The sequence below is a fragment of the Methylobacterium sp. Leaf100 genome (assembly GCF_001422845.1).
Taxonomy (GTDB): domain Bacteria; phylum Pseudomonadota; class Alphaproteobacteria; order Rhizobiales; family Beijerinckiaceae; genus Methylobacterium.
The window spans coordinates 118,073-139,420 of the sequence record NZ_LMMW01000023.1; the positions used below are offsets into that span (position 1 = coordinate 118,073).

The 21,348-nt window shown below is 69.1% G+C and carries 17 protein-coding genes; 8 read left to right on the top strand and 9 right to left on the bottom strand.

The genetic code is table 11. The features are described from left to right. Positions 1-53: 53 nt before the first annotated feature. The 4 genes from urtD to urtA form a co-directional block, all read right to left on the bottom strand. The gene (gene urtD / locus ASF25_RS13185) at positions 54-839 is read right to left on the bottom strand and encodes an urea ABC transporter ATP-binding protein UrtD (protein ID WP_056261530.1); all 786 of its coding nucleotides are present in this window, start codon (positions 837-839) and stop codon (positions 54-56) included. A gap of 12 nt (positions 840-851) precedes the next feature. Further along, on the bottom strand, positions 852-2,000 hold the full coding sequence (urtC, locus tag ASF25_RS13190) for an urea ABC transporter permease subunit UrtC (protein WP_056261527.1): 1,149 nt from the start codon (positions 1,998-2,000) through the stop codon (positions 852-854). A gap of 13 nt (positions 2,001-2,013) precedes the next feature. Beyond that, positions 2,014-2,940 (bottom strand): urea ABC transporter permease subunit UrtB, encoded by a 927-nt coding sequence (gene urtB / locus ASF25_RS13195; RefSeq protein WP_056305107.1) that lies wholly within the window; start codon positions 2,938-2,940, stop codon positions 2,014-2,016. Between the two features lie 162 nt (positions 2,941-3,102). Beyond that, positions 3,103-4,362: an urea ABC transporter substrate-binding protein gene (gene urtA / locus ASF25_RS13200; RefSeq protein ID WP_056175348.1), complete on the bottom strand. Its 1,260-nt coding sequence runs from the start codon at positions 4,360-4,362 to the stop codon at positions 3,103-3,105. Between the two features lie 242 nt (positions 4,363-4,604). Between urtA and ASF25_RS13205 the strand changes: the two genes are divergently transcribed. Both ASF25_RS13205 and ASF25_RS13210 read left to right on the top strand, forming a co-directional pair. Beyond that, entirely contained in the window at positions 4,605-8,126 is a 3,522-nt protein-coding gene (locus ASF25_RS13205; protein WP_082502680.1) for an ATP-binding protein, read from the top strand. Then, complete coding sequence (locus ASF25_RS13210) at positions 8,119-9,024, top strand: DNA-binding response regulator (RefSeq protein ID WP_056305108.1); 906 nt, start codon at positions 8,119-8,121, stop codon at positions 9,022-9,024. Before ASF25_RS13205 ends, ASF25_RS13210 begins: the two co-directional genes overlap by 8 nt. Before the next feature lie 42 nt (positions 9,025-9,066). Here the strand turns inward: ASF25_RS13210 and ASF25_RS13215 are convergent, their stop codons facing one another. After that, positions 9,067-10,536, bottom strand: coding sequence for a PAS domain-containing methyl-accepting chemotaxis protein (locus tag ASF25_RS13215; protein ID WP_056305110.1), 1,470 nt, complete (start codon positions 10,534-10,536; stop codon positions 9,067-9,069). A 570-nt stretch (positions 10,537-11,106) separates the two neighbouring features. On the opposite strand from ASF25_RS13215, the gene ASF25_RS13220 reads away from it, so the two are divergent. From ASF25_RS13220 to ASF25_RS13230, 3 genes are read left to right on the top strand one after another with little or no spacing between them, the layout of a single operon-like run. Next, entirely contained in the window at positions 11,107-12,327 is a 1,221-nt protein-coding gene (locus tag ASF25_RS13220) for an L-dopachrome tautomerase-related protein (RefSeq protein WP_056305112.1), read from the top strand. Between the two features lie 59 nt (positions 12,328-12,386). Beyond that, positions 12,387-13,364, top strand: coding sequence for an SMP-30/gluconolactonase/LRE family protein (locus tag ASF25_RS13225; RefSeq protein ID WP_056305115.1), 978 nt, complete (start codon positions 12,387-12,389; stop codon positions 13,362-13,364). 33 nt (positions 13,365-13,397) lie between these two features. Next, on the top strand, positions 13,398-14,591 hold the full coding sequence (locus ASF25_RS13230; RefSeq protein WP_056305117.1) for an L-dopachrome tautomerase-related protein: 1,194 nt from the start codon (positions 13,398-13,400) through the stop codon (positions 14,589-14,591). A 51-nt stretch (positions 14,592-14,642) separates the two neighbouring features. Here the strand turns inward: ASF25_RS13230 and ASF25_RS13235 are convergent, their stop codons facing one another. From ASF25_RS13235 to ccmA, 4 genes are all read right to left on the bottom strand, one after another. Next, the gene (locus ASF25_RS13235; RefSeq protein ID WP_056305119.1) at positions 14,643-15,008 is read right to left on the bottom strand and encodes a cytochrome c family protein; all 366 of its coding nucleotides are present in this window, start codon (positions 15,006-15,008) and stop codon (positions 14,643-14,645) included. 252 nt (positions 15,009-15,260) lie between these two features. Then, the gene (locus ASF25_RS13240) at positions 15,261-16,118 is read right to left on the bottom strand and encodes an SDR family oxidoreductase (RefSeq protein WP_056175328.1); all 858 of its coding nucleotides are present in this window, start codon (positions 16,116-16,118) and stop codon (positions 15,261-15,263) included. Between the two features lie 128 nt (positions 16,119-16,246). Beyond that, positions 16,247-16,912 (bottom strand): heme exporter protein CcmB, encoded by a 666-nt coding sequence (gene ccmB / locus ASF25_RS13245; protein WP_200918861.1) that lies wholly within the window; start codon positions 16,910-16,912, stop codon positions 16,247-16,249. Next, entirely contained in the window at positions 16,912-17,565 is a 654-nt protein-coding gene (gene ccmA, locus ASF25_RS13250; protein ID WP_056305121.1) for a heme ABC exporter ATP-binding protein CcmA, read from the bottom strand. Before ccmA ends, ccmB begins: the two co-directional genes overlap by 1 nt. Before the next feature lie 317 nt (positions 17,566-17,882). Between ccmA and ASF25_RS21995 the strand changes: the two genes are divergently transcribed. From ASF25_RS21995 to acnA, 3 genes are all read left to right on the top strand, one after another. Next, positions 17,883-18,161 carry a DUF4258 domain-containing protein gene (locus ASF25_RS21995; protein WP_082502682.1) on the top strand — a complete coding sequence of 93 codons (279 nt, stop codon included), beginning with the start codon at positions 17,883-17,885 and terminating at the stop codon, positions 18,159-18,161. Continuing rightward, positions 18,145-18,342 carry a DUF2283 domain-containing protein gene (locus ASF25_RS13255; RefSeq protein WP_056261508.1) on the top strand — a complete coding sequence of 66 codons (198 nt, stop codon included), beginning with the start codon at positions 18,145-18,147 and terminating at the stop codon, positions 18,340-18,342. The genes ASF25_RS21995 and ASF25_RS13255 overlap by 17 nt, the downstream gene beginning before the upstream one ends. Positions 18,343-18,593: 251 nt before the next feature. Beyond that, entirely contained in the window at positions 18,594-21,299 is a 2,706-nt protein-coding gene (gene acnA / locus ASF25_RS13260) for an aconitate hydratase AcnA (RefSeq protein ID WP_056305268.1), read from the top strand. Positions 21,300-21,348 lie beyond the last annotated feature (49 nt).

A 21,348-nucleotide genomic window follows, 5' to 3' on the forward strand; every position in this document is an offset into this window, starting at 1 on the left:
AGAGGGCGCGGGGGAGGGGCCGGGCGTGGTCTGGAGCATGAACCCGTTCCCTCTCAGTGGCCGAGATAGACTTCGATGACCTTGGGGTCGTTCTTGACCCGGTCCATCGAGCCCTCCGACAGGACCTTGCCCTGGTGCAGAACGGTGACCCGGTGGGCGATGTCCTCGACGAACTTCATGTCGTGCTCGATGACGAGTACCGAGCGGCCGACGATGATCTGGTTCAGGAGTTCTGCGGTCTTGATGCGCTCGCCGACGCTCATGCCGGCGACGGGCTCGTCCAGCATGAGGAGTTCGGGGTCCTGGATCAGCAGCATGCCGATCTCGAGCCATTGCTTCTGGCCGTGGCTGAGGAACTCGGCCCGCTCCAACAGCTGGTCCTTGAGGAAGATCATGCTGGCGACCTCCTCGATGCGGTCGCGGACCTCGGCGTCGCGCTTGAAGGTCAGCGCCCCGAACACCGAGCGGCCGCGGGGATAGGAGATCTCGAGGTTCTCGAACACGGTCAGGTCGTCGTAGATCGACGGCGTCTGGAACTTCCGGCCGACCCCGGCCTGCACGATGGCGCTCTCGGAGAGTTTGGTGAGCTCCGTGCCTTTGTACTTGATCGAGCCGGAACTGGCCCTGGTGCGCCCGCAGATGAGGTCGAGCACCGTGGTCTTGCCGGCGCCGTTGGGGCCGATGATCACCCGGATCTCGTTGGGGTCGACGTAGAACGACACGTCGTTGACCGCCTTGAACCCGTCGAAGGAGACGGTCAGGCCCTCCACCGCCAGGAGGAAGTTCTTCTCCGCCGGGGCGGCACCGATGATGTGCGAGGGGAGCAGCGCGGCGTTCATTCCGAAAAAATCCTACTCGGCCGCGTGGGGGAGGGCGACGGCGGGGGCGGGCTCCAGGGCCTTCACGCGCCGGGTCAGGCGGGGCTCGACATAGGTGCGGTAGATCCCCGCGAGACCGTTCGGGAAGGCGAGGACCACGAGGATGAACAGGCCGCCGAGGCCGAACAGCCAGAGTTCGGGAAAGCTCTCCGAGAAGGTGGTCTTGGCCCAGTTGACCAGGAGCGTGCCCCAGACGGCGCCGAACAGGGACAGGCGCCCGCCCACGGCCGCGTAGATCACCATCTCGATGGACGGCACGATGCCCACGAAGGACGGCGACATGAACCCGACCTGCAGGGTGAACATCGCGCCCCCGATGGCGGCGAACACGGCGGCGAGGCAGAACGCGAAGGTCTTGAAGCTCGCCACCGGGTAGCCGGAGAAGCGGACCCGGTCCTCCTTGTCGCGCATGGCGACGAGGATTCGCCCGAGCTTCGAGCGCTTCACGTATTGGGCGAACAGGATGCAGGCGACGAGCAGCCCGCCGTTGACGAAGTAGAGGATGTTGTGGGCGCGGTCCGTGCGGATGTCCCAGCCGTTCAGGGTGCGCAGGTCGGTGATGCCGTTGATGCCGCCGGTGTAGCCCTGCTGGCCGACGATGAGGATCGTCAGGATGGCGGCGATGGCCTGGGTGATGATGGCGAAGTAGGTGCCGCCGACGCGCCGGCGGAACATGGCCGAGCCGATGACGAAGGCGAAGAACGCCGGAACCACGATCACGGCGAGGATCGTGAAGGGCAGGCTGGTGAACGGCTTCCAGAACCACGGCAGCTCGGTGATCTGGTTCCAGTCCATGAAGTCGGGGATGCCCGGCGTCGACTGGATCTTCGTGTTCTCGACGCTCGACGCTTCGAGCTTCAGGAACATGGCCATGAGGTAGCCGCCCAGACCGAAGAACACCCCCTGGCCGAGGGAGAGGATGCCGCCGAAGCCCCAGCAGATGACGAGGCCCAGCGCCACGAACGAGTAGGTGAGGTACTTGCCCACCAAGTTGAGCCGGAAGGCGTCGAGGAGCATCGGCAGCACGAGGAAGATCACGGCGGCCAGCAGCGCGAGGCTGATCCACTCCATGGGCTTCATGAACGGGTTGTCGTGGACGGTCGAAGCGGTGGCGCGGGTCATGACGGGGGGCTCCTCAGCGCCGGACCTTGAGGGTGAAGAGACCTTGCGGCCGCAGCATCAGGATGCCGACGACGGCCAGCAGCGTGATCACCTTGGCGGTGGAGCCGGACAGGAAGAATTCGAGGGTCGACTGAGTCTGCGAGATCGAGAAGGCCGACGCGATGGTGCCGAGCAGCGAGGCGGCGCCGCCGAAGACCACGATGAGGAAGGTGTCGACGATGTAGAGCTGGCCCGAGGTCGGCCCCGTCGAGCCCACCATGGTGAAGGCCGAGCCGGCAACGCCGGCAATGCCGCAGCCGAGGCCGAAGGTGAGGCGGTCGACCTTTTCCGTGTCGATGCCGACCGCGCCCGCCATGGGCCGGTTCTGCACCACGGCGCGGACCTGGGCGCCGAAGCGCGAGCGGTACATGAGGAGCGCGACGCCGGCGGTGATGAGCAGGGTGATCGCCATCACGAACATGCCGTTGATGGGGATCTCGATGGTGTCGGTGACCTGCACCGAGCCGATGAGCCAGCTTGGCAACTCGACGCCGACCTCGCGCGGTCCGAAGATCGTCCGGTAGGCCTGCTGCAGGATGAGCGACAGGCCCCAGGTGGCGAGCAGGGTGTCCAGCGGGCGCTTGTAGAGGTGGCGGATCAGCGCCCATTCCACCAGCATGCCCAGCGCCCCGGACGCCACGAAGGCCAGCGCCATGGCCACGAAGAAGTAGGCGGGGAACAGGGCCGGCAGGTGGGTCTGGAAGAACCCGGAGCACAGGTAGGTCATGTAGGCGCCGAGGATCATGAACTCCCCGTGCGCCATGTTGATCACGCCCATCTGGCCGAAGATGATCGCCAGGCCCAGCGCCATCAGGGTGTAGACCGAGAACAGGATCAGCCCGGCGAAGCCCTGCATCACGAAGATCGAGCTGAGGTCCGTGAGGGAATAGTCGCCGAGCATTCTTTTCGACCTTCCGAAGGATTCGGCCATCGCGTTGCAAGCATTGGGCCGTGGGAGGCTGCGGGCGCGGTCATCTCGAAAGAGGCGCGACGCGCTCCCTCTCCTGGAAGGAGAGGGGACCCGCGCCCACTGGACCTGATCCAGCGGGCGCGGAGAGCGGTCCTACTGGTAGCCCTTGGGGAAGGGGTTCGGCTCGATGAGGTCCTTGCTCTCGTAGACCACCTCGAACTGGCCGTTCGGCAGCGCCTTGGCGACGCGGGTCTTGGACCAGAGGTGATGGTTGGGGTGGATCTTGACGTAGCCCTCGGGGGCTTCCTTGAACTCGATGTCGGCGGAGGCGGCCGCCACCTTGTCGACGTCGAATGACCCGGCCTTCTCCACCGCCATCTTCCACAGGAACGGTCCGAGATAGGCGGCCTGGGTCACGTCGCCGATGACGGTCTTCTCGCCCCACATCTTGTGGAAGGCCGCGACGAACTTCTCGTTGTTGGGGTTCTTGAGCGACTGGAAGTACTTCATGCAGGAATAGGCCCCGGCGATGTTGTCGCCACCGATGCCGTCGATCTCGTCCTCGGTCACCGAGATGGTCAGCAGGGTCTGCTTCGACAGGTCGATGCCGGCCGCCTTGAGCTGCTTGTAGAACGCCACGTTCGAGCCGCCGACGACGTCGGTGAAGATCACGTCGGGCTTGGTGAGCTTCAGCTTGTTGATCACCGAGTTGAACTGCGTGTGGCCGAGTGGAAAATATTCCTCACCCACGACCTTGGTCTTCAACACGTTCTCGATGTGCTTGCGGGCGATCTTGTTCGAGGTGCGGGGCCAGATATAATCGGAGCCGATGAAGAAGTACGTCTTGGCGCCCTTCTCCTTGGCGACCCAGTTCAGCGATTCGAGGATCTGCTGCGTGGCCTCCTGGCCGGTGTAGATGACGTTCTTCGACTGCTCCAGGCCCTCGTAGAAAGTCGGGTAGTACAGCAGGCCGTTGTACTGCTCGAACACCGGCAGCGCCGCCTTGCGCGAGGCCGAGGTCCAGCAGCCCATCACGGCGGCGCAATGGTCGTTGACCAGCAGTTTCTTCGCCTTCTCCGCGAAGGTCGGCCAGTCGGAGGCGCCGTCCTCCTGGATGATCTTGATCTTGCGGCCGAGCACGCCGCCGGCCTCGTTGATCTGCGCGATGGCGAGCTTCTCGGCCTGGATCGAGCCGGTCTCGGAGATCGCCATGGTGCCGGTGGCGGAATGCAGGATGCCGACCGTGACCTCGGTGTCGGTCACCGCGAGGCCGGTGGTGTTCACGGTGGCCGTCGCCGGCCCCGCCGCGAACGCCATCCGGGGCATCAGCGCGATGGCCGGCACGCCGGCGAGACCCATGAGAAGCCTGCGCCGCAGCGCCGATTGCAGGCCGTTGCCCTTGCTCTCTGCCATCGTGCCCAAAATCCTTGATCGTCGTCGCCCGGCCCGTCGAAAGGGCCGTGGATCGATACGCAAAGGCTAGCCCGCATGGTGCGGTGCGGTCGATACGCAGTCTTGCGTATGGAGCGGGCCCGCGCGGAGGCCCATCGTGACGGCCTTTTCGCGCATCGAACGCACGCGCGAATCGAAGCCAAGCGATGCGGCTCACCCCGCCTCGGGAATAGGGTCCGCGCGTGCTACCCTCGTGCCGACCCATGCCCCAGCACCAGCGCATCCTGCCGATCCGGCGCGACTACAACCGCTTCGTCGCCGACGAGACGCTGGAGGACTACGCCCTGCGCTTCACCGCCAAGGCGGCGCGGCGCTGGTCGGGCCTGCGGGTGGCGCAGACGGCGCTCGGCTCCGTGTCGTTCCTGGCGCTGGAGGCCATCGGCGGCACCCTGGTGCTCGCCCTGGGCTTCACCAACACCCTCGCGGCCCTCGTGGTGGTAGCGCTCATCATCTTCGCCACCGCCGTGCCGATCTGCGCCTACGCGGCCCGCTACGGCGTGGACATCGACCTCCTCACCCGGGGCGCGGGCTTCGGCTATATCGGCTCGACGGTGACCTCGCTGGTCTATGCGAGCTTCACGTTCCTGTTCTTCGCCATCGAGGCGGCCATCATGGCGATGGCCCTGCAACTGTGCTTCGGCCTGCCCCTGGCGCTGGGCTACCTCGTCAGCGCGGTGGCGGTGATTCCGCTGGTGATCTACGGCATCACCCTCATCAGCCGGTTCCAGATCTGGACCCAGCCCCTGTGGATCGTCCTCAACCTGCTGCCGCTCGCCTGCATCGCCTGGCAGGGGGGGGCGCCCGTGGGCGAGTGGCTCGGCCATGCCGGGGAAACCGGTGCCGGCGAGTTCGATCTCGCCCGATTCGGCCTCGCCACCGGCATCCTGCTGGCGCTGCTCGCGCAGGTCGGCGAGCAGGTCGACTTTTTGCGATTCGTCCCCGCGATGGAACCCGGCGGGGAGCGCCGCTGGTGGGCCGCCGTGCTCGGTGCGGGGGCGGGCTGGATCGTCCCGGGCTTCCTCAAGATCCTGCTCGGCTCGTTCCTCGCCATCCTGGCCCTGCGCCACGGTGTGCCGGCCGACCGGGCGGCGGAACCGACGCAGATGTACACGATCGCCTTCGGCTACGTGGTCGCGCCGGGCCCCTGGGCCATCGCCCTGATGACCGTGTTCGTCGTGGTCTCGCAGATCAAGATCAACGTCACCAACGCCTATGCGGGCTCCATCGCGTGGTCGAACTTCTTCTCCCGCCTCACCCACAGCCATCCGGGCCGCGTGGTCTGGCTGGTGTTCAACGTCGCCATCGCGCTCCTGCTCATGGAACTCGGCATCGACAAGACCCTGGCCAGCACCCTCAGCCTCTACGCGGTGGTGGTCTCGGCCTGGGTCGGGGCGCTCAGCGCCGATCTCGCCGTGAACAAGCCGCTGGGCCTGTCGCCCCCCGGCATCGAGTTCAAGCGGGCGCACCTCTACGCCATCAACCCCGTCGGCACGGGTGCCATGGCCCTGTCCATGGGCGCTGGCTTCGCCGCGCATCTCGGCTGGCTCGGCGTCACGCTCACGCCGTTCGGCCCGATGCTGGCCCTCGTCGTCGCCTTCGCCGCCGCCCCCGCCATCGCGTGGGGCACGGGCGGGCGCTACTACCTCGCGCGAACCCCGAAAACCGACTGGAACGGCGCGGCCGCCATCACCTGCAGGGTGTGCGAGCATCCGTTCGAGCCCGAGGACATGGCCGAGTGCCCGGCCTATGGCGGGGCGATCTGCTCCCTGTGCTGCTCCCTCGATGCCCGCTGCGGCGACCTGTGCAAGCCGCACGGTCGCCTCGATGCCCAGGCGCAGGGCGTCCTCGCACGCGTCCTGCCGGCCCGCACGGCGATCTGGATCGGCGCACCGCTCGGGCGCTACCTCGCCCTGATGCTCACACTGGTCAGCGCCGTGGCGCTGATCCTCGGCATCGTCCATGCGGGCGCGGTCTCGGAGCACCCCGAGCACCGGGACATGCTGGCCGCCGCGCTCACCTCCGTATTCCTCATCCTCATCGTGATCCTCGGCATCGTCGCGTGGCTGTTCGTGCTCGCCCAGGAGAGCCGCCACGTCGCCCTGGAGGAGACCGCCCGCCAGACCGGGCTCTACCAAGCCGAGATCGCCGCCCATAAGATCACCGACCTGAAGCTCCAGCAGGCCAAGGAAGCGGCCGAGGCGGCGAACCTCGCGAAAAGCCGCTACGTGGTCGGCATCAGCCACGAACTGCGCACGCCGCTGAACGCGGTGCTGGGCTACGCGCAATTGCTGGAGGGCGATCCTTCCATCCCGGCGCCGCGCCAGAACGGCATCCGGGTGATCCGGCGCTCGGCCCAGCACCTGTCGGGGCTCATCGACGGGCTCCTGGACATCTCCCGCATGGAGGCGGGTCGCCTGCAGATTCATCGCGATGAAATCAGGCTCTCGGATTTCCTCGATCAGATCGGCGACATGATCCGCCTGCAGGCCGAGGGCGCCGGCCTCGACTTCCGCTTCACCCGGCCGGACACCCTGCCGGTGGTGGTGGCCACCGACGAGAAGCGCCTGCGCCAGATCCTGCTCAACCTCCTGTCGAACGCCGTGAAGTTCACGCCGAAGGGACACGTCGCCCTCGACCTCGCCTATCGCAGCCAGATCGCGGTGTTCACGATTCGCGACACCGGCCTCGGCATTCCGGCCGACGATCTGCAGCGGGTGTTCGAGCCGTTCGAGCGCGGCTCCATGGCGGCGGCGCTGACCACCCCGGGCACCGGCCTCGGGCTCACCATCGCGCACCTGCTGGCCCAGATCATGGGCGGGGAGATCACCGTGGAAAGCACGGTGGGGCAGGGCACCTGCTTTCGCCTGCGCCTCATGCTCGCCTCCGTGGCGCGGCCGAAACCCGTGCGGCTGGCGGCCCAGGCGTCCGCGGTGCCGCGGACCTACACGGGTGCGCGCCGCACCATCCTGGTCGCCGACGACGACGCCGCCCATCGCGGCCTCATGCGCGACATCCTCGAACCCCTCGGGCTCATCGTGATCGAGGCCGCCGACGGCCCCGCCTGCCTCGACCTCGCCGCCCGGCATCCGCCCGATCTGTTCCTCCTCGACATCGCCATGCCGGGCATGACCGGCTGGGTCCTGGCCAGGGCCTTGCGTGAGGCCGGCCAGACCGCCCGGATCGCCATGATGTCGGCCAACGTCCACGAGATCAGCCCGTCGCGCGGGCACGACGCGCCCCACGACGCCATCATCGCCAAGCCGTTCGACCTGCGCGATTTTCTGGAGATCGTCACCGGTCTGCTCGGCCTCGCCTGGAGCGCGCCGGACCCGGCGCCCGCGTCCGACACGCCGCCCGCCGCCGCGGACGAAGCGGGCCCGCCGCCCCGGCCGGACGCCGTGGCGGATCTCCTGCGCCTCGCCCGGATCGGCCACGTCCGCGGCCTGGAGGCCAAGCTCGCGCGGATGGCGGAGGAGCCCGATCCGCCGTCCGCGTTCCTGGCGCGGATGCGCGGCCTCGTGGCGGCCTACGATCTGCGCCGCGTCATGAGCGTGCTCGAAGCACTGCGGCAAGCGCCCGCGGCCCAGGACACGTCCGCGGCCCAGGAAGCGCCTGCGGCTCAGGACACGCCCGCTGCTCAGGAAGCGCCCGCGGCCCAGCACGGGTCAGTGAACGAAGACACGCCCGCGACGGCGGCCGAGCCGGAGCCCGCCGGCCATGCGTGAGCCCCAGCGCGACATCGTCCTCGTGGTCGACGATTCCCCCGACACCCTGAGCTTCCTCACCGACGCCATCGAGCGCTCGGGCGCCACGGTGCTCGTGGCGGTGGCGGGCGACCTCGCCCTGGCGCTGGTCGACGAGATCACCCCCGACATCATCCTTCTCGACGCGGTGATGCCCGGCATGGACGGGTTCGAGACCTGCCGCCACCTCAAGGCCAAGGGTCATCTCGCCCACGTGCCGGTAATCTTCATGACCGGCCTGTCGGAGACCGAGCACATCGTGAAGGGCCTGGAGGCGGGGGGCGTCGACTACGTGACGAAGCCCATCGCGCCGGACGAGATCCTGGCGCGCATCCGGGTGCACCTCGCGGGCGCCCGGGCGGCCCAGAGCGCGCGCGCGGCCCTCGACACCACCGGCCGCACCCTGTTCGCGGTGGACGGGCAGGGGGCGGTGCTGTGGTCGACCCCCCAGGCGGCGCGCCTGCTCGCGGGCTTCGGCGACCCGGGCGCGGGCGGCCTGCCGCCGCAGGGGCGGGACTGGCTGTGGGGCTCCGTCGCCGGAACGGTCTCGGCGCCCCTGACCCTGACGGACCGCGACGGCGTCGCCCACACCCTGAGCTTCATCGGCGGCACGGGCGACGAGATCCTGCTGCGCCTCGCCCGCGACCCCGTGGAGGCCGGGATCGAGCGCCTGCGCGCGCGCCTGCCCGTGACCGGGCGGGAGGCGGAGGTGCTGCTGTGGCTGTCGCGCGGCAAGGCCAGCCGCGACATCGGCGAGATCCTGGGCCTGAGCCCCCGCACGGTGACGAAGCACCTCGAGGGGATCTACGCCAAGCTCGGCGTCGAGAACCGCACGGCGGCCTCGCTCATCGCCGCGCGCCACCTGCAGGATCTGGGGTGAGCGGAGCGGCGGCGCACCCGGAGGGGCTGCCGCTCCGGATCGTCACGCCAGGGCGCGCGCCGCGCCGCTGACCGCCTGGACGGAGGCGTCGACGTCGTGGGCCGCCCGGGCGATGCCGTCCATGGTCTGGCGGACGAGCTCGACGCTCTGGGCCGCGTTCTGCATGTTCACCGACATGTCGCGGGTGACCGCGGCCTGCTCCGTCACCGCCGACGAGACGCTGAGGGAGATCTCGCTGAGATGCCCGATGGTCCGGCCGATGGCCTCGATGGCGTGCACGGCCCGGTTCGTCGAGGCCTGCACCGCCGCGATCTGCGTGCCGATCTCCTCCGTGGCGCGGGACGACTGGTTGGCCAGCGCCTTCACCTCCGCGGCGACGACGGCGAAGCCCCGGCCCGCCTCGCCGGCCCGCGCCGCCTCGATGGTGGCGTTCAACGCCAGCAGGTTGGTCTGGTCGGCGATGGAGCGGATCACCGTGACGACCTCGCCGATCTTCTCGGCCGAGGCGGTGAGCCCGGAGATGATGGTCCCGGCCTCGCCCGCCCGGGCCACGGCCTCGTCGGCCGCGCCCTTGGCCTCGACGGCGTGCCGGCTCAGCTCCTCGATGGAGGACGAGAACTCCTCGGCGCCGGCCGCCACGGCCTGGACGTTGCCGGAGGTCTGGGCCGCGGCCTCGGCCGTGGATGCCGCCTGACGGCTCACGCCGGAGATCGCATCGGTGATGAGGGCGAGGTCGTTGTCGATGAGGCGCTGGCCGTCGCGGCGGCGGTTGCGATCGTTCACCTGGGCCGTGACGTCGTTGGCGAACTTCACCACCGCGTAAGGTTTGCCGTCGGCCCCCAGGATCGGATTGTAGGCCCCGTGGATCCAGACCTCGCGGCCGCCCTTGGCGAACCGGCGGAATTCGCCCGAATGGGCCTCGCCCCCGGCCAGGCTGCGCCAGAACCCGGCGTAGGCCGGACCGTCGCGCTCCTCGGGGGAGACGAACAGGCTGTGGTGGCGCCCCTTGATTTCGTCGAGGCGGTAGCCGAGGGCGTCGAGGAAGTTCGCGTTGGCGTCGGTGACCACCCCGTCGGGGGTGAAGTGGATCACGGCCTGCGAGCGGTTGATCGCCGCGATCTGCCCCTCGTAGGAAGCGATGCGCTGCTTCTGGGCCGTGATGTCGGTGGCGATCTTGACCACCTTCACCACCTTGCCGGCCCGGTTCAGGACCGGATTGTAGGACGCCTGGATCCAGATCTCGCGACCGCTCTTCGTGGTCCGCATGAACTCGCGCGCCTGGAACTGACCGGCACGCAGGGCCGCCCAGAACGTCTCGTAGGCCGGGCTCTCCCGCTCCTGGGCCGAGACGAACAGGCTATGATGCCGGCCCCGGACCTCGGCGAGGGGATATTCGAGCAGGTCGAGGAAGAGCCCGTTCGCGTCCAGCACCGCACCCTTCGGATCGAACTCGATCCGCGCCTGCGAACGATCGATCGCATCGAGCGTGGCGCGACTGCCGGAATCAAACATCTCGGTTTCTCCCTCTGGGCTGGAATACCCCCCAGCGCGTGCAGGACCCGTATGGCAAGTTGCGCTTAATAATCCCTCAATCGCCAAAGACATTTTCCAATGTCTGATCGTCGCAGACACTCGCCTGCCACGCGAATTATTGATCACGAGTACGTTATCCGATGATCCTCAAACAAGAGTTCGGGTTATCTTGAGATAAGATCAAATGATAGCGGAACATAGTCGATCAGGCCGGACGGCAGCGCATCCATTCCCACATACAGGTCGAAAGCACAGTAGATCCGCTCGGTCGGCCCGTGTCGCGGTCCGGACCGTTAGCCTCTTCGCCGAAGTGGTCCTTGGCTTCTGGCAAGGCCTCGCGGCGAAGGACCATCGACTACCAACGCCGACCCGGCGAGATCCGTCGCCGTCCTCGGCGATCCCTAGACACCGGACGGACGCGACATCCGGCGCCCGTTCGCCGCACCCCAGACGAGCGGACGGGACGAGGTTTCGGCCGGGATGAAGCTTGGCCGCGGGTGCGTGCGTTGTCGTCACGAATCCCGAGCCTTTCCGCCCCGTGAGATCGCAATGACCCGACACACGACCGCTACTTCCCTCCTGACCGCCCTCGCCGTCGGTACGGCTCTGGGCGGATCTCCCGCCCGCGCGCAACCGGCCCCCGGGGGCACGCCGACCGGCAACGTGCCGGCCGGAGATGCGCTGACGAAGGTCGCGAGCTTCGAGCATCAGGTCACCGGCGTCACCGTGTCGAAGGACGGCCGGATCTTCGTCAATTTTCCGCGATGGACCGAGGACACCGAGGTGTCCGTCGCCGAGGTGAAGGACGGCAAGGTGGTGCCGTTCCCCGATGCCGCCTGGAATTCCTGGCGCAACGCGAAGAAGGGCGAGGTCTCGGCCAAGGATCATTGGGTCTGCGTGCAGAGCGTGGTCGCGAGCCCGGACGGCAACCTCTGGGTCCTCGATCCCGCCGCCCCCGCCATGGGCGCCCTGGTGCCGGGCGGCGCGAAGCTCGTCGAGATCGACCTCCGGACGAACCAGCCTGCCCGCACCATCGCGTTCGACGAGACGGTGGCGCCGCAGGGCTCCTATCTCAACGACGTGCGCTTCTCGCCCGATGGCAGGACCGCCTACCTCACGGATTCGGGGGCCAAGGGCGCCCTCGTGGTGGTGGACCTCGCCAGCGGCAAGGCCCGCCGCGTCCTCGACGGCGATCCCTCGACGCAAGCGGACAAGGGCGTGACCGTGACCTACGACGGCAAGCCCCTGCGCCGGCCGGACGGGCGCGGCGTCGAGTTCGCGGCCGACGGCATCGCCCTCTCGCCCGACGGCCGGACCCTCTATTGGCAGGCGATCAAGGGCAAGACCCTCTACAGCCTGCCGACGGAAGCCCTGGCGGAGGGCGTCACCACGGCCCTGATGCCGACGGCGCTCGCCGACAAGAGCCTCTCGGGCAAGATCGAGACCGTGGGCGAGAACGGCCCGGCGGACGGGCTGATCATTTCCCGGACGAATGGGCGGATGTACATCACCTCGCCCCAGGACGATTCCATCAAGGTACGCGACCTTTCCGCCAAGGGCGGCGCGACCGCCACCCTGATCAAGGACGCGCGCCTGCGCTGGCCCGACACCTTCGCGGAGGGCCCGGACGGAACCCTCTACGTCACCACCTCGCGCATTCAGGATTCGGCCTTCTACAAGCCCGACGCGCCGGCGGCCTTGCCGACGGACCTCTGGAGCTTCAAGCCCGCCGCCCCGGACGCCACCGGCTCCACCCGGCCGGCGCGCTGACCCCGACGACCGGGCGGCCTCACGGGGCCGCCCGCCGCTTCCTCGAACCCAGGGCGACGATGCACCGACGTACCTTTCTCGGCCGGGCCGCCCTCGGCCTCGCCCTGACGGCGATGCCGCGCGAAGCGGCCGCCGCACCGGTCCTGCACGTCGACGATCCGGACTTCGCGGCCGTGGTCGATCGCGACGCGCGCCTCACCTCTCTGTATTCCGAGGGACGCTGGTGCGAGGGGCCGTGCTACGCGCGTCACCTCGGCGGCCTCGTCTTCAGCGACGTGCGGTCCAACCGGATGTTGCTCATCGGCGACGACGGGAAGACCAGAACCTTCCGCGACCCGTCCGACAACGCCAACGGCAACACCCTCGACGCCAAGGGACGCCTGGTGACCTGCGAGCACCGGGGCCGGCGCGTGGTGCGGGCCGAGGCCGACGGGTCCCTCACGGTCCTGGCCGACCGTTACGGGGGGCAGCCCCTGAACTCGCCCAACGACGTGGCGTTGGCGCCCGACGGCGCACTCTGGTTCACCGATCCGATCTTCGGCATCTCCATGCCGGACGAGGGCATCGTGCGCGAACCGGCGCAGGCCGCGCGGCGGGTCTATCGCATCGACCCCGACGGCACGCTCACGGGCATGAGCGACGCCCTCGACCAGCCCAACGGCCTCGCCTTCAGTCCGGACGGGCGCCGCCTCTACGTCAGCGAGACCGGCGCCTCCCTCAACCCCGAAGGCGCCCGCGCCATCCTGGCGTTCCCCGTCGAGAACGGGCGCACGCTCGGGCCCCCGAACACCTTCGCCACCCTGGACGCGGGCGTGCCCGATGGGCTCGCGGTGGATGCGGACGGGCGTGTCTACGCCGCGTGCGGCGACGGCGTCCGGGTCTACACGCCGGACGGACGGCGCCTCGGCCGCATCGCCACCGCCACGGATGCCGCCAACGTCACCTTCGGCGGCCCCGACGGCCGCCGCCTCTTCATCGCGTCCGGCCCCGCCATCCTGGCCATCGACCTCCGGGTCCGCGGCGCCGCCCACGGCTGAGCTCTCATCCCCTTCGAACACCCGAGACCCATCATGACCCTCGCCCGACGCGACCTCCTCGCCGCCGGCCTCACCGGGGCCGCTCTGCTGTCCGCCTCCGGTGCGACCGCGAAATCCGAATCCGGCGCTCACGAGTCAAAAACCGGTGCCGTGACGACGGACCGGACGCCAGCGGGCCTCGAACTCGCCTTCGTGGCCGATGCGCCCTCGACGCCGACGGGCCTCGCCATCGCGCGCGGCGGCCGCGCCTTCATCATGATGCCGCGCTTCGACGCCAAGGTGCCCTACACCGTGGGCGAGGTCCTGCCCGGCGGGGCCGTGCGGCCCTATCCCGATCTGGAAACCAACCAGCCCGATCCGGAGAAGGCGCAGACACGCTTCTTCCACGTCCCCAACGGCGTGTTCGACCGGGACGACACCCTGTGGCTCCTCGATGCCGGACTGCCGGACGGCTCGGGGCCGCCGGTGAAGGGCGGCGCCAAGCTGGTGCAGATGGACATCGTCGGCAACCGCATCCTGCGGGTGGTGCCGCTGGAATCCGGCATCGCCCCGACTTCGTCCCTCAACGACCTGCGCATCGACATCCGCGACGGGTACGCCCGCGCCTACATCACCGACCAGGGCCAGGACGGGGAGGGCGCGCTCCTCGCCGTCGACCTCGCCACCGGGCGGGTGGTGCGGCGCCTGCACGGGCACGCCAGCACCAAGTCGCAGAAGGGGCTGACGAAGTTCGTCGAGGGGCGCGCCGTCGTCCAGCGCAAGGGCGATGCCCCGCCCCGTCCGGTCCAGGGCGGCGCCAACGGCATCGCGCTCTCCCCCGACGGGCGGCGCCTGTACTACGCCCCCCTCATCGGCCGGCACCTCTACGCCGTCGACACCGCCGCCCTGCTCGACCCGCAGGTCACCGATGCCGGGGTGGCGGCCGGGGTCGACGATCTCGGCGAGAAGGGCATGACCGGCGGCCTGACCACGGATTCGAAGGACCGGGTGTACCTCGCCCTGCAGGAATTCAACGCGGTGGGCCGGCGCAGCCCCAACGGCACCGTCGAGATCCTGGCCGCCGACCCGCGCCTGATCTGGGCCGACACGTTCTGGATCACCCCCGACCGCTGGCTCCACATCTCGGCCGCCCAGGTGAACCGCCGGCCGGAATACAACAACGGCACCGATCGGCAGGCGCCGCCCTACGCGATCCTGAAGATCCGGATCGACGCCGACCCGGCGTGAGGGGAGACGCCGGCTCCTTCCCGGCCATCGGGGGTGGAGCCGGCAGGGGATCTACTTCAGGGTCTTGAGGTAGGCGACGACGTCGTTGATCTTCTTGTCGTCGGAATAGCCGGCGAAGACCATCTTCGTTCCAGGCACCTTGGCCTTGGGATTCTTCAGCCACTCGTGCAGATTGGCGTCGTCCCAGGTGATCCCCGAGCCCCTGAGGGCGGCGGAGTAGTTGTAGCCCTCGTAGGTTCCGGCGGCGCGGCCGACGACACCGACGAGATTGGGGCCGACCCCGTTCTTGCCGGCCTGATGGCAGGCCTTGCAGGGGGCGAACGCCTTCTCGCCCGCCGCGGCGTCACCCATGTCCTGCGCATGCGCGCCGAGCGAGAGCGCAAGTGTCAGGACCGTGCCGAGAACGATTGGCTTCATGGTTTCCCCCATCGCGATGGATAGGAACTCCTAACTATGGCGCGGGACGACCGGACGTAGGGCCGGCTATCGGCCTGCGACACCTTATCGGTTCCCAGGCGGGATTAGACCAGGTGCCGGGATCGTGTCGCCTCTCCGATCATGGACGGCCCGGCCGTCCGGACGGCGCACCGGGCGATTTCCGCCCGCCCCGATGTCCGGACCGCCCGGCCACGACCGGCTCCGGAGCGATGGAGGCCTCGTAGAAAACCCTCAGAGGGTGACCATGCCGCCCGTCACGGCGATCATGGCGCCGCTCATGTAGCTGCCCCCGTCGGAGGCGAGGAGCACGTAGGCGCCCGCGAGTTCCGCCGGCTGGCCGGGGCGTCCGGCGGGGGTCATCGAGCCGAACTTCTCCACCTGCTCGGTGTACATGGTCGAGGGGATCAGGGGCGTCCAGATCGGCCCCGGCAGCACCGCGTTGGCGCGGATGCCGCGCGCGCCCAGGATCCGGGCGAGGTTGGCGGTCATGTTGGTGATGGCCGCTTTGGTGGACGAGTAGGCGAGCTGCTGCTCCACGGGGGTCTTGGCGTTCACCGAAGCGGTGTTGATGATCGACGCCCCGGCCTTGAGGTGCGGCGAGGCGGCCTTGAGGATGTAGAACATCGCGTGGACGTTGACGGCGTAGTGCCGGTCCCAATCGGCAATCTCGATCTCTTCGAGGGTGTCGGCGAGTTTCTGGAACGCGGCGTTGTTTACTACGATGTCGAGGCGGCCGAGCTCGGAAACGGTTTTGTCGACCAGGGCCGCGCAATGGCGGTGGTCGGCGACATCGCCCGGCAGCAGAACCACGCGGCGGCCGGCGCGCTCGACCCAGGCGGCGGTGTCCCGGGCGTCGTCGTGCTCGTCGAGGTAGCTGAGCGCGATGTCGGCGCCTTCGCGGGCATACGCGATGGCGACCGCCCGGCCGATGCCGCTGTCGCCCCCCGTGATGAGCGCGACCTTTCCGGTGAGCTTGCCCGACCCCCGGTAGCTCTCCTCGCCGTGATCCGGCTTGGGGGTCATCTCGGCGGACCGGCCCGGATAGGGAATCGGCGGCTGCGGGAAGGGGGGCTTCGGGTAATCGACCATGCGGGCTCTCGTCGCTCGGGGCCCCGGGGGGCCGTCCACGGGACAAGCGCCCTGCCCCGGCCTGGTTCGCGGGGCCGAAGGTCACACCAATCCACGTTACACGAGCGACGGCTGTCTCGGCGCTGCGCTCACTCGCTCCAGCGGAGCGCTGCGGCGGAGGCCAGGGTCCCGACGACGCCGGCGATGAGGCTGAGGGCGGCGAGGATGGCCAGCGGCGTCGTGAACGGCACCGTGCCGCCGAGCGCCGCCTCGCTCGCCGAGACGCCGAAGATCAGGGTCGGGATCATCAGGGGCAGCACCAGGACGGCGAGGATGAGGCCGCCCCGCCGGATCGAGGCCGTCAGGGCCGAGCCGACGGCGCCGATGAAGGTCAGGGCCGGGGTGCCGACGAGCAGGGTCAGGCTGGTGGCCGCCATGGCCGTGCCGTCGAGCGCCACGAGGAGGCCGAACAGGGGGGCGGCGAGCGCGAGGGGCAGGCCGGTGGTGAGCCAGTGGGCCAGCACCTTGGCGAGCACCACGAGTTCCATGGGCACGGGCGCGCCGGTCATCAGGTCGAGGGAGCCGTCCTCCTCGTCGGCCTGGAACAGGCGGTCGAGGCCGATGAGGGTGGCGAGCACGGCGGCCAGCCACAGGATGGCCGGCCCGATCCGCGACAGCAGGTTGAGGTCGGGCCCCAGCGCGAACGGCACCACGGCGACGATCATCAGGAAGAATACGAGGGAGAGCGCCCCCGAGCCGCCGACCCGGGCGGCGAGCGCGAGGTCGCGGGCGACGAGGGCCTTCAGGGCGCGCATCACCACCACACGTCTCCGGTCGCAGCGTCGGACGGCGTCGCCGTCGCCTCGCTCCTGGCCGCCTCGATGCGCAGTTCGCGCGCGCCCTCCAGGCCCAGCGCCTGATGGGTCGCCGCGATGACGAGGCCGCCCGTCGCCCGGTGGCGCGCCATCATGCCGGCGAGCACGGCCTGCGAGGCGACGTCGAGGGCCGCCGTCGGCTCGTCGAGGAGCCACAGCGGCCGCCGACAGACGAGGAGGCGGGCCAGCGCCACCCGTCGGCGCTGGCCGGCCGACAGGTAGGCCACCGGCAGCCGCAACGCGTGGCCGAGGCCGAGTTCCTCCAGGGCCGCGCGCGGACTCGCGGTGGGCGCGCCCAGGAGATCGCGGGCGAAGGCGAGGTTCTCTTCCGCCGTCAGCGGGCTCTTCAGGCCGTCGCGGTGGCCGACCACGTGCAGGCACTCGGGCAGGGTCGCCTCGCCGACCTCGTGCACGGTGAGCGTCCCCGATTCGGGCTTGAGGCGACCGGCCAGCACGGCGAGCAGGGTCGACTTGCCCGCACCGTTGCGGCCGGTGACCATGAGGGCCTCGCCCGCGCCGAGCGTGAACGACACGTCCGAAAAGATGCGGCGGCCGGAGCGGCGGACGGCGAGGGTCTGGGCGGTCAGCCGCACGGGGGGTCCTGGATCATGAGCCTCGTCGAACCGGCCACGGAACGATGTCGCGCCAGTCGCCGATCCGGTCCATGCGACAAATTCAGAGCCTCGCACCGCTCGGCACCCCGCCCATCGCACGCGGATCGTTCAGTGGCGAGACCCCATGCGCGGAAAGGTCGTCAGACCCTCGCCGCCTGCGTCGGCCCTTCGTGTCTGCGATCCGCCTTCGCCCGCCCACCCACAACCGAAACGTGCTTTTGCCGAGAATCCGTTGTGGAGCGTGAACGATTGGGCTTTCCTCGACCGAGGCGCGCGATCGTTCACACACGGGTGTCATGCCTGCTCCGACCATCACCTACGCCCAACACGCACGGGACCAGATCGCCCTGCGTGCCCTGGATGAGGCTTGGGTGGAGCGGACGATCCTGACCCCGGATGCCATGGAGCCCGATCCTTTGCATCCGGATCGACGGCGGGCCTTCCGCGCATTGCCCGAACGGGACGGCCGCGTGCTTCGCGTCGTTTATGTGATACGCTCGGCCTCAACCTTTCACGTGATCACAGCATCCCTCGATCGTGGGCGGGGGCCCGGCACGCATGAAATCCCGGTATGACCGTGAGGCGGACGCACTCTACGTGCAGCTCGCCGACGCCACGATCGTTGGGAGCGAGGAAGTGCGTCCGGGCATCATGCTCGATTTCGATGCCGCCGGACGTGTCGTCGGGATCGAGATCCTCGACGCTTCCGAACACGTGGCCGAAGGCGCGGATTTCGCGCACCTCGCCGCGGCGTAGCCCCCTCCCGGCGACGACAGACCCACCGCTCTGTCAGCCCACCGGTAGCGGCCAGTTTCGAAGTGTTCTATACGGGCGTCAGGCTGCGCCGCGCGAGTCTCAGGGCGTCCAAACCGTCCTTCGCGCAACAACCTGTCCGGGCACCCCCGGAGCGGCGCGCGCATTCCAGCGCACCCAGCCGAGCACAGCTTTCGTGGCGCAGGTTATGCCTGCGCGTGTTCGACCAACCGCTCGCGAGGATCATCAACGCCGTGGCATCGCTCGACAGCTTCCAGTCCCGCCAGACCCTCACCGTCGGGGACAAGTCCTACACCTACTACTCGATTCCCCATGCCGAGAAGGCGGGCCTGGCCGACGCCACCGCCTTGCCGTTCTCCATGAAGGTGATCCTCGAGAACCTGCTGCGGTTCGAGGACAACCGTTCGGTGAAGAAGGACGACATCTCCGCCACCGTCGCGTGGCTGGGCAACCTCGGCAAGACCGAGACCGAGATCGCCTTCCGGCCCGCCCGCGTGCTGATGCAGGACTTCACCGGCGTGCCCGCCGTGGTGGATCTCGCCGCCATGCGCGACGCCATGGTGGCGCTAGGCGGCGACCCCCAGAAGATCAACCCCCTGGTGCCCGTCGACCTCGTTATCGACCACTCGGTCATCGTCGACGAGTTCGGCACCCCCAAGGCTCTCGCCGACAACGTGGCGCTGGAATACTCGCGCAACGGCGAGCGCTACACCTTCCTGAAGTGGGGCCAGTCGGCCTTCGACAATTTTTCGGTGGTCCCGCCCGGCACCGGCATCTGCCACCAGGTGAACCTGGAATACCTGTCGCAGACGGTCTGGACGAAGCAGGGCGACGGCGATTCCTTCCCGGTTGCATACCCGGACAGCCTCGTCGGCACCGATTCGCACACCACCATGGTCAACGGCCTCGCCGTGCTGGGCTGGGGGGTCGGCGGCATCGAGGCCGAGGCCGCCATGCTGGGCCAGCCCCTATCGATGCTGATCCCCGAGGTCGTCGGCTTCAAGCTGTCGGGCAAGCTCCCCGAGGGCACCACCGCCACCGACCTCGTGCTCACGGTCACGCAGATGCTGCGCAAGAAGGGCGTGGTCGGCAAGTTCGTGGAGTTCTACGGCCCCGGCCTCGACGACATGGCGGTGGCCGACCGCGCCACCATCTCCAACATGGCCCCCGAATACGGCGCCACCTGCGGCTTCTTCCCCATCGACCGGAAGACCATCGACTTCCTCACCGTCACCAGCCGCACGGACGAGCGCATCGCCCTGGTCGAGGCCTACGCCAAGGCGCAGGGGATGTGGCGCGACGCCCAGACCCCGGACCCGGTGTTCACCGACACCCTGGAGCTCGACATGAGCGACGTGCGTCCGTCGCTGGCCGGCCCCAAGCGCCCGCAGGACCGGGTGCTCCTCGATGCGGCCAAACCCGGTTTCGCCGGCTCCATGGAGACGGAGTTCAAGCGCGCCGCCGACATCGCCACGCGCTACCCGGTGGAGGGCGCCAACTTCGACATCGGCCACGGCGACGTGGTCATCGCCGCCATCACGAGCTGCACCAACACCTCGAACCCGAGCGTGATGATCGGCGCGGGCCTCCTCGCCCGCAACGCCGTGGCCAAGGGCCTGCGCTCGAAGCCCTGGGTGAAGACCTCGCTGGCCCCCGGCTCCCAGGTGGTGGCCGAGTACCTCGAGAGCGCCGGCCTGCAGCAGCCGCTGGACGCGCTGGGCTTCAACCTCGTCGGCTTCGGCTGCACCACCTGTATCGGCAATTCCGGGCCGCTGCCGGCGCCGATCTCGAAGGCCATCAACGACAACGACGTGGTGGCCGCCGCCGTGCTCTCGGGCAACCGCAACTTCGAGGGCCGGGTGAACCCCGACGTCCGGGCGAACTACCTCGCCTCGCCGCCCCTCGTGGTCGCCTATGCGCTCGCCGGCTCCATGCAGATCGATCTCGCCACCGAGCCCCTGGGCACCGGGTCGGACGGCCAGCCCGTCTACCTCCGGGACATCTGGCCCTCGACGGCGGAGGTCGCAGAGTTCATCGAGGCCAACATCACCTCGGCCCTGTTCAAGTCGCGCTACGCCGACGTGTTCGGTGGCGACGATTACTGGAAGGCCGTCGAGGTCACCGAGGCCGAGACCTTCAAGTGGGATTCGACCTCCACCTACGTGCAGAACCCGCCCTATTTCGAGGGCATGACCAAGACCCCGGCCCCCGTCGAGGACGTGGTCGACGCCCGCATCCTTGGCCTGTTCCTCGATTCCATCACCACCGACCACATCTCGCCGGCGGGCAACATCCGGGCGAACTCGCCGGCGGGCGCCTACCTGCAGGAGCATCAGGTCCGGGTGCAGGACTTCAACCAGTACGGCACCCGGCGCGGCAACCACCAAGTCATGATGCGCGGCACCTTCGCCAACATCCGCATCAAGAACCAGATGGTCCGCGACGAGGCCGGCACCGTGGTCGAGGGCGGCTGGACCCTGTTCCAGCCCTCCGGCGAGCGGATGTTCATCTACGACGCGGCGCAGAAGTACCAGGCCGAGGGCACGCCCCTGGTGGTGTTCGCCGGCAAGGAATACGGCACCGGCTCGTCGCGCGACTGGGCGGCGAAGGGCACCAAGCTGCTGGGCGTCCGCGCCGTGGTGGCCGAGAGCTTCGAGCGCATCCACCGCTCGAACCTCGTCGGCATGGGCATCGTGCCCCTGGTGTTCCAGGGCGACACGAGCTGGGAGACCCTCGGCCTCAAGGGCGACGAGACCGTGACGATCCTCGGCCTGTCGGGCGACCTCAAGCCGCGCCAGACCCTGGTGGCCCAGATCACCGCCGCCGACGGCACCAAGCGCGACGTCCCGCTGACCTGCCGGATCGATACCCTCGACGAGCTCGAGTATTATCGGAATGGCGGGATTCTGCCGTACGTACTGCGCTCGCTCGCGGCGTAGGATCGGCAAGCCCTCCGATGAACGAAGGCCCCGCCCGCAAGGACGGGGC